The sequence below is a fragment of the Verrucomicrobiia bacterium genome, assembly GCA_023953615.1.
In the GTDB taxonomy this organism is placed as follows: domain Bacteria; phylum Verrucomicrobiota; class Verrucomicrobiia; order Limisphaerales; family JADLHS01; genus JADLHS01.
The window spans coordinates 277,781-290,115 of record JAMLJH010000001.1; the positions used below are offsets into that span (position 1 = coordinate 277,781).

The following is a 12,335-nucleotide window of genomic DNA, read 5'->3' on the forward strand; positions in this document are numbered from 1 at the left end:
GGGTGGTGGCATCTGCTTGCATCCGGCGGGGTGATCGGGTATCGTCCGCTCCTTGGAAAACGGGCTGGGGAAGCGGGTGCGACCCGACTTTACGGCCTGAACAAGCCAATGTAGCTCAGTGGTAGAGCAACGGTTTCGTAAACCGTAGGTCGTGGGTTCAATCCCCACCGTTGGCTCCATTTTTTGGGGAACACGCACTCCCTGCGGGCGCTTAGCTCAGTTGGTTAGAGCGACTCGTTTACACCGAGTAGGTCGGGGGTTCGAATCCCTCAGCGCCCACCATTTCAACGCCCGAAGCGCAGCCCCATCTCGTACACTGGCAGACCGCGGTATTGTTCCCGCGTGCGCAACGCGAAGGTGTCCACTTCCAAATTATCGCGACCCTGGGTGATTTGGTGCAGCTCGACGCGTTGTTGGTTCAGTTGTTCCACCCGCTGGCTCGCGTTCAGCGCCTGGCGATAGGCTTTATCGGCGGATTGCCGGTATGCCGCGGCGACGTCGCCCAGACGCGAGTGTTGCCACGGATCGAGCGCGTACATTTCCTGATACAAATTCGCCTTTTGATCGAACTCGGTGGTGATTTCCATGCTTTGCACGTATTGGTTACTGGCCACCAACAGGGCGTCGCCCGCCTGCTGAAAATCCTGCGCGGCGCGATCAAACCGCTTCTTCTCCTCGAACGGACCGTGACGCAGCACGATGACTTGGTTGGTGAACGGACCACCGGGTATTTCTTGAATGGCGGCATGAGCCAGCCAGGCAAAGCCGGTATTGGTCAGTTGATTGGAAACGACGCGCACCCACGCGGCCAACGGACGCGGCGGTAACGACACCGGTTCGGCATTGGTGCGCGCGGTGTTGGTGGCGCTGATGGCGCCGGCGTTGGTCCACCAGTGGAAGAGCGGCTGCAGATTTACCCGATGATCGTTGACCAGTCGGACCGGATCGGAAAGGTCCTGTGCGCCCAGCCAACTGGCGGAAAGCAGCAAGATGAACAGGATTGGTTTCATGGCGCATCGGAGTCAGCTCCGTAACCGTCTGACTATTGTAACGACGATTCTATTCGCAGCTTAGGCGCGTGCGTCCAGAGATCAAGCGGTTTGGAGTGCGGCGGCGAAGCGCACGACGTGGCCTTCCGTGGCCAGATCCACCAGCAAGGGGGATTTTTCCCGCGCCACAATTTGTCGGGCTCGCGCGAGCATTTCATCCAGCTTCCCGTCATCGTGGTCGGGATCGTGATGGAATAAGAAAAGTTGTTTCACCTGCGCGCGGATGGCGAGCATGACGACGTCTTCCACGCAACCGTGCCCCCAGCCGATGTGTTTTTCGTATTCGGCGCGGTCGTATTGGGCGTCCAGAATGGCCACGTCCGCGCCGTGCAGGAACTCGATCATTTTGCTTTCCTGGCTGCGGGCGTATTCGAGTGATGCCTCCGCACGGGTCGGATGCGGATGGCCCGCCTCGTCGTAGCGACAATGCGGTTCGTTGTCGGGGAAGAACACGATCAATTCGCTGCCGGTATGGATGCGATACCCCACGCAGATGCCGGGATGATTGGCGAACCAGGCGCGCACGCGTAGATTACCGACCGGGAATTCGAGGTCCTTCAATTCATCCACTTCGATGTTGCCGGGCAGTTCGCCAAACGGCACGGGGAAGTAGGGTGATTCCATCTGACCGGTGAGGACGTTGACCAAGCCGCGGCGCGCGCCTTCAAAACCCAAAATGCGCACCCGGCAACGCGGATGATAGATCGGCGTGAAAAAGGGCAGCCCCTGAATGTGATCCCAGTGCGTGTGCGTGAGCAGGATGGTGATGTGCAGCGGTTGATCCTGAAATTCGGCGAGCAACGCGCGCCCGAGGGGTCGCAATCCGGTGCCGCCGTCCAGGATGATGATTTGGTTCTGGGCGCGGACTTCGATGCAGGTCGTGTTGCCTCCGTAGCGGATCGTTCCTGCACCGGGCGTAGGAACGGAGCCGCGCACTCCCCAAAACTTCAGCCAAGCCGGTTGCGGAGGCGTGAGGGGATGAATCACCTCGGGCGGCGTGATGATTGAAGCGTCGTCCGTGAGACGCGCGATCAACGCCAGCAAATCGTACGGCTTGATAGGTTTGGTGAGATATTCGTCCGCTCCAGCCTCGCGCGCGGCCAGACGGTCGGAGTCATAATCCTGACCGGAAGCGACGACGATTTTGGTGTGGCGCAGGGTGAAATCGCCCCGAATTTTTCGACAAACCAGAAAGCCGTTGCTCCGAGGCATCAGCAGGTCGCACAACACGACATCTGGTCGCTCACGACTGACCGTTTCCAGTCCGGTCTCGCCATCGGCGGCCTCCAGCACCTGCCAGCCTTCCAAGGACAGGACTTCGCCCATCAATTGGCGATATTCGGCGTCATCGTCAATGATCAGTATTTTTTTGGACACAAGGCGCTCCTGCGGATTTATCGGTAAAAATTACGTAACGGTGGCAACCAAGGAAATGAAATTCAGGTTCTCACGGTGAAATTGATGATCGGTCATCAAACTTGTCCGCTCCCAACCGCAATTATTGTTCCAAAAACTCGTATTTGCGCCAACAAAACGGGAAAAACAGGCGCTGGACCAATGACCGCTTCCGGGCCACTCGCTCAAGTCGTGGGCGTTTCACTCTCGGCTTCCGTTGTGGCTTGAGTCGCCGCCTGTTCGGCTTCTTTGCGGGCGTAATAAACCCCCAGGTTGTGCTGCGCGGTTTTATCGCCCTGGCGAGCGGCGCGGAGAAACCAACGCACGGCTTCCTGCTGATCTTCCGGCACGCCGCGCCCCGTTTGATAACACAACCCCAGATTGCATTGTGCCGGCGCGACGCCCTGTTCGGCGGCGGCATTATACCATTTCACCGCTTCATGGAAATTCTGCGACACGACCTGACCCTGCTCATAAAAGACGCCCAGATTGAATTGCGCCTGCGCCTCGCCGCGCTCCGCGGCAGCGTGATACCACTTGACCGCCTCGGCGTAGTTTTGCGGCACGCCCTGGCCGGTTTCGTAAAGCATGCCGAGATTGAATTGCGCCGCCGGATCGCCCAGTTCCGCCGCTTCGCGAAACCATTGCGCGGCGGCACCCAGCTCCTGCGGCACGCCCTGGCCGGATAAGTAGCAGAAACCCAGGTAACATTGCGCCACCGGATCATCCTGATCTGCCGCACGGCGAAACCATTTTACCGCTTCGACGTAATCCTGCGCGACTCCCGCGCCGTTCTGGTAGGAAACGCCGAGGTAGCATTGCGCCTGCGGATCACCTTCCTCCGCGGCTTTGCGCAGGTCTTCAAATCGGTCCCAAGTTTTGCGATGGCCAGCCATGACGATGGTTTCGACACGAGACTTCCGCGCCTACTCGGCGCTGAAGTTTCAACGTCTTCCAGCATATTTTGAGTTGGGCTGAATTCAAGTGATGAATTGCTCAAGCCTCGGCGGCGGCGCGCCCCGGAAGAGCAATGTCTTCGTGCCAGAGGTCCGGATGCGTCCGGATGAAATCCGCCATCAATTTGACGCACGTCGGATCGTTGCGGATATCCAGCGCCACTCCTTGAGAAAGCAGACTGGCCTCCGCGCCCTGGAAGTTTTGATTTTCGCCAATCACCACACGCGGAATTTTGTAGAGCAATACCGCGCCGCTACACATGGGACAGGGAGAGAGCGTGGTGTAAAGCGTGCAACGCGCATAAAACGCGGCGTCTTGCCGTCCGGCATTTTCCAGACAATCCATTTCCGCGTGGCGAATCACGCTGCCCTGTTGCTGTCGTTGATTATGCCCGCGTCCCACGATCTTTCCGTTGTGAACCAGCACCGAACCGATGGGAATTCCGCCAGTCACCAGACCCTTTTTCGCTTCGTCAATGGCGGCTTGGAGAAAGGGATCAGACATATTGTGGATGCGATTACTTTGGTTGCCAGTTGTCGTTATGCGTTTGGAGAATGCGTCGGGAGCGGGCGCTTGTGAAGAAAATTAAAATCAGTGAAATCATTACGCCCGACCCCGGCGCGACTGGCACAATCGAACCGACACTGGCAGCGCGGAATCCTGGTCAAACTGATAGCCTTGCCCAATGGCTCTGCCGTTGCCGCGCTCCAAGCTTGCAGCCAGCCGCTGCTTTCAAATATGCACTTTCAACCGCATCGTTCCGATCTGGTTCGATAAACTGCTGGAGAAAAAAACTGGTGTTACGACCGATTGGCGATATTTTGACGGCATGAAGGCCCATAACGTATCGCGTCAAGGCTTCACGTTGATCGAATTACTGGTCGTGATCGCCATCATTGCCATTCTGGCGGCAATGTTGTTGCCCGCCCTTTCCAAAGCCAAAGAAAAAGCCACGGGAATCGGTTGTCTCAACAACCTCAAGCAGCTTCAGCTCTGTTGGGTGATGTACGCGCAGGACAACGGCGACAAGCTCGTACCCAATGGCGATGGCGCGGTGTACACGGGTTGGATTGGCGGCCAATTTATTGCCAACCCGCTGGACGGCACCAATGTCAATCTGCTCAAGTCGCCCTCCGGATTTTTGTGGAATTACAATCAGTCGCTCGGCATTTACAAATGTCCCGCGGATAAAACCCAGGTGAAGATCGGTAACACGGTGCTTGGACCGCGGGTGCGCAGCATGTCGCTGAACGGCAATATGAACGGCAACAGTTGGTACACCCAACAGACCAAGAACACTTATTTTACGTTCCGGAAAATGTCTGAGATCATCCGACCTTCACCCTCGCAGGCGTTCGTTTTTCTCGATGAAAGTCCCAGCACTCTCGATGACGGTTATTTCCTGGTGGTGTTTGACACCATCATTTGGGGCAATGATCCCGGCAACTTTCACAACGGCGCTTGTGGCCTTTCCTTTGCCGATGGACACAGTGAAATTCATAAGTGGCAGGATCCGGATACCCTGGCGAAGGTCAAGCCGACCAGTCCGAAAGGGCCGCGTGATGTGCCGTGGTTGCAAGTGCGCACATCCGCCCCCATCAATCCAGCCACGCCCTTCCCGTGAGCTGGGCTTCCGCCCAATCCCCTGCACCGTTGCGCTCATCAACCTGTCCTGAAGACGGTTGCCAATGTCTTGAATCAAGCCAACCGGAGATAAATTTGAGTTCATCTCAAGACAGCCAGAGTTTCCGCCCGGTCGTTGCCCGACTACTCGCAGTCACTCAAGACGCACGGTCACCGCGACGTTTTAGCGTAAAACGGGAGTGTGATTGGTGTTGAACCTGCTGATTTTGCGGCATTCGTCGCCAGCTTCATTCCGGTGAAGCGGGTGACGCTGAATTTTACGATGTCAGACACAGTGCATATTTTACTGGTGGAGAGTCACGCCACGATCGCGACGAAATTAGGGAAGTCGCTCGATTCGCCAAATTTGAAACTCATTCACGCTCCCACCACGGAGGAAGCGCTGTTGCGGCTGAACGACAATCGCACCAACGTCGTTTTATTGGACCCGGACCTGCCGGGGCTGCATGGCTCGGAATTCTTACGTCAACTGAAAGAGGTGCCGCACACCCGAAACATTCCGGTCCTGGTGGTGAGCGAGCGCAACCCCGCAACTTCAAACCCGACGGAGACGCCACTCGAAAATAGTGGCTTGCTCGTGCAACCGCTGGCGGGTACGGAGTTGCGAACGCGCGTCACCGCAGTGGTGCAACACCGGCGGCAGTGGCTGGAATTGCAGCGACGCTGCCGGACGCTGGAATCGGAACGTGACGCGGCGATGCTGAATCTCCGCAACAAGTCGGATTTTCTCGCCAATATGAGCCATGAAATTCGCACGCCGATGAATGGCGTCATCGCCATGGCGAGTCTGTTGCAGGAGACCCGGCTTGAGCCCGAGCAGCGCAGTTACGTGGATACGATTTACGCCAGCGCAGAATCCCTGCTCCGAATCATCAACGATATTCTGGATTTTTCAAAAATCGAGGCCGGCAAAATGGAACTGGAACGCCGCCCTTTAAGCGTTTCGAACTGTATTGAAGCCGCGCTGGATTTGCTCGGTCCCAAAGCCGGCGAAAAGAATCTGGACCTGATCTATGAAATCGCTGACGACATCCCGCAGCATATTTATGGCGACATCACCCGACTGCGTCAGGTGCTGGTCAATCTGATCGGTAACGCGGTCAAGTTCACACCGCGTGGCGAGATCGGAGTCGAGGTCAAGCATTACGGGTTGCAACCCGAGCCTGGTACGGAATCCGGCTTTCTGCATTTTCGAATTCGCGACACGGGCATTGGCATTGCGCCGGACCGCTTGGATGGTCTGTTCAGTCCGTTCATGCAAGCGGACGCCTCCACCACCCGTCATTTCGGCGGCACCGGCTTGGGCCTGTCCATCTGTCGCCGTCTCGTTGAACTGATGGGTGGGCGCATGTGGGCGGAAAGCGCGCCAGGGATCGGTTCAATTTTTCAATTCACCTTGCCGTATCAAGTTGCTCCAGCCACCAAGGCCGCGCTATGGGATCAACCGCACCCGCAACTGCGCGGATTGAAAGTGCTGGTGGTGGATGACAGCGCCACGAATTGCCGGATTCTGGCGCGTCAAACCAGCCGGTGGGGGTTGGCGGCCCAAACGACCACGCGCGGTGAGCAAGCCCTGGCTTGGTTGCGGGCCGGAGAGAAATTTGACCTGGTCTTGTTGGATCAACAGATGCCCGAACCCGACGGACTCGCCCTGGCGAAGGCCATCCGCCGTCTCCCCGACGGCGCAAAACTGCCGCTCGTCTTGCTCGCTTCAATGACCGAACGGGCGAACGATCTGGATGCCCGCGCCATTGGATTCGCCGCCAGCGTCACCAAACCGCTCAAGCCGTCGCAATTGATTGAGGTGTTGGTGCGCGTGGTCTCGCATCGCGCTCCAGCGCCGAAACCGGCCACCACGATCCGGAAATTAGACCCGGCCCTCGCGCAACGGCTGCCACTGCGCATCTTGTTGTGCGACGATAATTTGATCAACCAAAAGGTCGCCACGCGGTTACTGGGGCAAATGGGTTATACGCCGAAAATTGCCGGCAACGGTGGCGAAGCGTTGCGCGCGTTGGAGGAAAATCCTTACGACCTGATCTTCATGGACGTGATGATGCCCGAAATGGACGGCCTCGAGGCCACGCGGCAAATCCGCGCGCGTCAGCAGGACCGCGCCACCTACCCGCATTACAAATCGCCGCTCATCATTATCGCCATGACCGCGAGCGCCATGCCTGGCGACCGCGACAAATGTCTGGCCGCCGGCATGGATGATTATCTGGCCAAGCCGGTTCGCCCGGAAGAAGTACGCACCCTGATTGAACGCTGGGGAGTGAAAGCCGCGCTTGATTCGCAGGCGACCACCAACGATTCTTCAGCCGCTACTTTGAACCTGCTTGCACAAACCCAATCGCCTATGAACGAATTGCCCGCTGTTGATCTGGACCGGTTGAACGAATTCTCTGATGGAGATCCGAACAATCTGGCGGAACTGGCCACGCTGTATCTCAACCAAACGACAAAACAACTGGAAGAGTTGCGGGTCGCGATTCAGGCGAATGATCCCGCCGCCGTTCGGCGCCTGGCGCACAGTTGCTCGGGGGCCAGCGCCACCTGCGGCATGAAACGCATCGTGCCGCTGCTCAGCACGCTGGAACAACAGGGTGAAGCCGGACAACTCACCCAGGCTGCGGCGCTGTTTGCGCAGGTGCAGACCGAGTTCGAATTGATCCGCACCATTCTCAATCCATACTTGCAGACCGCTCCGACGCCCCATTCGCCCGCATGAAAAAAATCCTGATGATTGAAGACGATCAAATCGTCGCCAACACCTACCGCAACAAACTGACGGACGAAGGTTTGACCGTGGAGACCGTGGCCACGGCGGAAGCCGGACTGGAGCGGTTGAAAACATTTTCTCCGGACGCGCTCGTGCTGGATTTGATTCTGCCCGGGATGAGTGGATTGGAATTGCTCAAACAACTCCGGGCCACCCCGCAGTATCAAAAGCTGCCCATCATCATTTTCTCCAACACCTATCTAAGCAGTCTGGTTCAGTCTGCCTGGAAAGCGGGAGCCACCAAGTGCCTGTCCAAGGCCAACTGCTCGCCCCAGGATGTCATCGAGTCCATCCGAACGACCTTGGGTTTGAACGTGGATCTTGCCAAGGCGGCGATTCCAGAGCCGAAACCCAAACTCACTCCCGCCGCCAAGCCAGCCAAGTCCGAGTCCATTTTCGTCAAGGAAATGCGCAACTCGTTCGCCCAGTCGTTTCCCGAAACTCTGGCCAAACTCCGACAGGCCATCACCGCGCTGGCCAAGTCTCCCCCGCCCGCCAGGCGCGCCGAGCACACTCAGGAAATTTATTATCATTTGCACGCGCTGATGGGGGTGACGCATCTGGCCGACCTGGGCACGTTTGCGCGTTTGGTCGAAGTCCTCGAAGCCCTGGTGATGGAATTGCACGAGAAACCGGAAACCATCACCGCATCCACGTTGCGCACGCTCGCCGCGGCCATTGATTTTCTGCCCGTGCTCTACGAGCAGCCCGGCACGGGAAAAACAAACGACGTGGCGCGCGCCAAAATCCTGGTGGTGGATGATGAACCGATTTCGCGGCGGGCCGTGACCCACGCGCTGGAAAGTGCGAAATTAAAATCCGTGGGGGTGGATGATCCGAAAGCCGCGCTCCAATTGTTGAGTGATACCGCCTACGACCTGGTTTTCCTGGATGTGGACATGCCGGAAATGAACGGCCACGAATTGTGCGCCCGACTGCGCGCACTGCCGCGTCACAAAAAAACGCCCGTCATTTTTGTCACCGGACTGAATGATTTTCAAAATCGCGCCAACTCCACGATGAGCGGTGGCAATGATTTCATCGCAAAACCGTTCCCGTTTCTCGAACTCGCTGTCAAATCACTCATTCACCTTTTACGCGCCCAACATCCGCCGGCGCTCGCTCCAGCCGCCTGACGCGCCGCTGGCTTCCGCGCCAACGCCGCAAAAGAAAACTTCTGCTCCAACCGACGTACGAGCCGGTTTTCCCGCCGCTTCATGATACGCCGCGCCGCCGGAGTTTGATCGTCTTCACCGCACAGGTGTAAAACGCCATGCACAATGTAGCGGACGACTTCCGCCGGCCACGAAGTTTGAAATACCTCTGCCTGGGTCACGGCCTCCTCGACGCAAACCAGCAATTCGCCGCATAGACGCGAGGGCTGCGGCCCGGCGCTTCTGCGAATGTGGCGCGACTCAAGGTAATCAAAGGTGATGACATCCGTGCTGCCTTCGTGCCGCAGGAACTGCTCATTCACCTGCGCCATTCTGCGCGCCGACACCAAGACAATATTCAGTTCGACCTCCGTAAATTGTAGTTGTTCCGCCAGCAGGGAGCGGACGATTTCCCGCAACCGCCGCACCTTGATGGCGCGGATGCGTTGCTGGTTTTGGAGGCTGAGTTCGAGCTTCACGAAGCGGAGGGTTTTTCACGCTGTGTCTCGTAAGCCGCGATGATGCGCTGCACCAGCGCGTGGCGCACCACGTCGCGCTTGTTGAACTCAATCATCGCAATCCCTTCCACCCCGGTGAGAATTCGATGCGCTTCAAGCAAACCGGATTGCCGGTGCGGCGGCAGATCAATCTGCGTCTCGTCGCCCGTGACCACCGCCTTGGCCCCGTAACCCAATCGCGTGAGAAACATCAGCATCTGCTCGGCGGTCGCGTTCTGCGCTTCATCCAGAATGATAAAGGCATTGTTCAAAGTGCGACCGCGCATGTAAGCCAGTGGCGCGATTTCGATCGTGTTCCGCTCCGTGTGCTTCTGGATTTCCTCGGGCGGCATCATGTCCTGCAACGCATCCAGCAGCGGTCGCAAATACGGCATGATTTTCTCATTCAAATCACCGGGCAAAAACCCCAGCGCCTCGCCCGCTTCAACCGCTGGGCGCGTCAGAATGATCCGGGAAACCTTTCCCTCCCGCAACGCCGCCAAAGCCATCGCCACCGCCAGATAAGTTTTCCCCGTGCCCGCCGGCCCAATACCGAACGTCACATCGTGATTTCGGATCGCTTCCAGATATTTCTTCTGACCAACCGTCTTGGCCGTCACGCCCGGGCGGCGTTCATGCGTCTGCACCCGTTCGCTCATCAAATCACGCAACATCGCCGCACCGTCATGCCGCACCACATTCAGCGCGTGGGCGAATTCACGATTCCGCACCGTGCCCCCCGCTTTGAGCGAAGTTTCCAGCGACATGAATAACTGCCGCGCGCGTTCCACGGCGTCCGCCGCGCCTTCGAGTTTGATCCAACCATCGCGCACCGTGGCCTTGACGCCAAGTTGCGCCTCGAGCGCATCCAGATTACGCGGTTCATTGTTGTAGAGTTGCTGCGCGACGCGCGCGTTATCGAAGTGCAAAGTTTCCGAAGCCATGAAATGAAAATTTATTGGGCCAGTGCCCGCCGCAGTTGATTCGCCAAATCCGTCAACGCCTGCGGCACAACGCCGACGCCGGCGATGACCGGCATGAAATTGGTGTCGCCGTTCCAACGTGGTACGATGTGGATATGCACATGCTCAATAATTCCCGCGCCCGCCACCTTGCCGAGATTGATGCCAACGTTAAACCCATCCGGCCGCATCTCGCGTTTGAGCGTCGCGATGCACCGCCGCACCAGTTTCCACAAGTCCGACACTTCGTCATCCGTCAAACCCTCCAGGTCCGGCGATTGTTTGTAAGGCACCACCATCAGATGGCCCCCCACGTAGGGATAGCGATTCAACAACGCGTAGCAGGTGCGATCCCGCGCGATGACGAGATTGCCTTCATCGTCGCTGGATTGCGCGATGGTCACGAACAAGCTCTCGTCGAGCTTGGGCTTAGGCGCCAGGATGTATTCGATGCGCCACGGCGCGTGGAGTGAGTCCATGCGCGCAGATTAGAAACGCGGCCCGAGAAAGTCAAAAGACGTGTTGAGCAGATACCCGCTGAAACGGATATAAGAGCTGACGCCAAAGTAGTGAGCTAGCGCAAATCCGCTGCTACAACCACTCAAAGCAGGTAAAACCAAGAACTGATCTAGAACCGCTTTATGCCCGTTGTTCAGTCGCAGATTCACTTAGCAGCACGCTTCTCCAGAAATGACTCGATAGAAACAGCGTTGACACTCGCCAAAGCGGTACGCAGCAGATTGTTCAATTCCTTTGAGGAACTGAACAGACGAGTCTTGAATCTCCATTTAACTACGACACACTCTCGATATTCTGGAAGGCGGGACAGTGCCACGAGCAGCCGATTGCCATCACGAACGACTTCTACTACTTGTTCGTCTTGGATTTCTGACAAGCTATGTTGTTGGTAGTCGTCGTCTCCGTGAAGCGATGCAACGAACCTCTGCAAATTTTCCCCTTGAATGATGTAGGCAGGAAAGCTCATTTAAATACTCTGCGGGAAACTGCCGAACCCGCTGCTGTTACGCAAGACCATGCTCGCTGCCCGGTTTGCATCGCTGCCGTAGGATTGCGGATCGGAATCTCCGTTATACGAAACAATTCTCTTCCCGGCGCGAATGCACCTTTGAAAGATGATTCGCCGACAACTCTCATCCTCCCAGATTCCCGCCCATTGCGTGAGCCACTTTTCCGCCTGCCCCATATACCACATGGAACGGCTTGCCGGTCCCAACAGCGATTTGCATTGTTGATGCTCCGCCACGAATTCCAACCTGCGCCAAGCCACCAACCCCGGCTGTAGCAAGGGTTTGAATTGCAGCTCCTCCAACCGGCTTGCTGAACTTAACAGCAGTTTGGTTGTCGCCGTAAAAGTCCCGGAATTGTGCGCCTGGAAGCGCGCCATCAATGCTCGCGGCCAAACCCTCCGCCGCACCCTCAAAAAATGCCCCGGCGACACGTAACGCATCAACTACTTTCCCTAGAAAGAGATGATCCGCCCGTGGATTAGCAATCGCATCCGGCAAGTCCACTGCGATTCCGTAGCCGATGGCTCCGCCTATTGCACCGTACGCTGCCCCTTCAGCAAAGCTTCCCCCCTGCAATTCTGCACCGATGCCCCCACCTAATGCCCCCCCACCTGCGCTCGTTGCGAACCCACTGAGGTCATCTCCCCACCAATCCGGAGAAGGCCCACGCCAAATTTGAACTTGCAACTGACCGACTGCAAACCCAATTCCTCCGGCGATAGCTCCCGTGAGTGCGCCCATCCCGATGTCTCCCTCCGAAACCGCTGCGCTGACTGCACCTCCAGTTGCTCCACCTGCCACAGACCCTAAAAAAGCACTGCCCCAAACACTTCCCGCCCACCGGCGTGTAACTCTGGGCATAAACCT

At 57.4% G+C, this 12,335-nt stretch carries 12 protein-coding genes and 2 tRNA genes; 5 read left to right on the plus strand and 9 right to left on the minus strand.

Features of this window, described 5'->3' with window-relative positions; all coding sequences use genetic code 11:
* The first annotated feature begins 104 nt into the window (after nucleotides 1-104).
* A tRNA-Thr gene (locus M9920_01080) sits at nucleotides 105-179 on the plus strand.
* 26 nt (nucleotides 180-205) lie between these two features.
* A tRNA-Val gene (locus M9920_01085) sits at nucleotides 206-282 on the plus strand.
* Between the two features lie 2 nt (nucleotides 283-284).
* Here the strand turns inward: M9920_01085 and M9920_01090 are convergent.
* From M9920_01090 to M9920_01105, 4 genes are all read right to left on the minus strand, one after another.
* Complete coding sequence (locus M9920_01090; GenBank protein ID MCO5050884.1) at nucleotides 285-1,010, minus strand: hypothetical protein; 726 nt, start codon at nucleotides 1,008-1,010, stop codon at nucleotides 285-287.
* Between the two features lie 81 nt (nucleotides 1,011-1,091).
* Nucleotides 1,092-2,426: a response regulator gene (locus M9920_01095; GenBank protein ID MCO5050885.1), complete on the minus strand. Its 1,335-nt coding sequence runs from the start codon at nucleotides 2,424-2,426 to the stop codon at nucleotides 1,092-1,094.
* A 203-nt stretch (nucleotides 2,427-2,629) separates the two neighbouring features.
* Entirely contained in the window at nucleotides 2,630-3,340 is a 711-nt protein-coding gene (locus M9920_01100) for a sel1 repeat family protein (GenBank protein MCO5050886.1), read from the minus strand.
* A 100-nt stretch (nucleotides 3,341-3,440) separates the two neighbouring features.
* Nucleotides 3,441-3,905 (minus strand): nucleoside deaminase, encoded by a 465-nt coding sequence (locus M9920_01105; GenBank protein MCO5050887.1) that lies wholly within the window; start codon nucleotides 3,903-3,905, stop codon nucleotides 3,441-3,443.
* 325 nt (nucleotides 3,906-4,230) lie between these two features.
* On the opposite strand from M9920_01105, the gene M9920_01110 reads away from it, so the two are divergent.
* The 3 genes from M9920_01110 to M9920_01120 all read left to right on the plus strand — a co-directional run bounded on the left by M9920_01110 (nucleotide 4,231) and on the right by M9920_01120 (nucleotide 8,963).
* Nucleotides 4,231-5,025 carry a prepilin-type N-terminal cleavage/methylation domain-containing protein gene (locus M9920_01110; GenBank protein ID MCO5050888.1) on the plus strand — a complete coding sequence of 265 codons (795 nt, stop codon included), beginning with the start codon at nucleotides 4,231-4,233 and terminating at the stop codon, nucleotides 5,023-5,025.
* Between the two features lie 201 nt (nucleotides 5,026-5,226).
* Nucleotides 5,227-7,776 carry a response regulator gene (locus M9920_01115; GenBank protein MCO5050889.1) on the plus strand — a complete coding sequence of 850 codons (2,550 nt, stop codon included), beginning with the start codon at nucleotides 5,227-5,229 and terminating at the stop codon, nucleotides 7,774-7,776.
* A complete protein-coding gene (locus M9920_01120) occupies nucleotides 7,773-8,963 on the plus strand; it encodes a response regulator (protein ID MCO5050890.1) in 1,191 nt (396 codons plus the stop codon). Before M9920_01115 ends, M9920_01120 begins: the two co-directional genes overlap by 4 nt.
* Here the strand turns inward: M9920_01120 and ybeY are convergent.
* The 5 genes from ybeY to M9920_01145 form a co-directional block, all read right to left on the minus strand.
* Nucleotides 8,915-9,460: an rRNA maturation RNase YbeY gene (gene ybeY / locus M9920_01125; GenBank protein ID MCO5050891.1), complete on the minus strand. Its 546-nt coding sequence runs from the start codon at nucleotides 9,458-9,460 to the stop codon at nucleotides 8,915-8,917. The genes M9920_01120 and ybeY overlap by 49 nt on opposite strands.
* Nucleotides 9,457-10,422: a PhoH family protein gene (locus tag M9920_01130; GenBank protein MCO5050892.1), complete on the minus strand. Its 966-nt coding sequence runs from the start codon at nucleotides 10,420-10,422 to the stop codon at nucleotides 9,457-9,459. Before M9920_01130 ends, ybeY begins: the two co-directional genes overlap by 4 nt.
* A gap of 11 nt (nucleotides 10,423-10,433) precedes the next feature.
* Nucleotides 10,434-10,919, minus strand: a complete 486-nt coding sequence (locus M9920_01135) for an HIT domain-containing protein (GenBank protein ID MCO5050893.1) — start codon at nucleotides 10,917-10,919, stop codon at nucleotides 10,434-10,436.
* Nucleotides 10,920-11,104: 185 nt separating this feature from the next.
* Entirely contained in the window at nucleotides 11,105-11,425 is a 321-nt protein-coding gene (locus tag M9920_01140) for a hypothetical protein (GenBank protein ID MCO5050894.1), read from the minus strand.
* Between the two features lie 166 nt (nucleotides 11,426-11,591).
* A complete protein-coding gene (locus M9920_01145) occupies nucleotides 11,592-12,209 on the minus strand; it encodes a hypothetical protein (GenBank protein ID MCO5050895.1) in 618 nt (205 codons plus the stop codon).
* Between the last annotated feature and the right edge of the window lie 126 nt (nucleotides 12,210-12,335).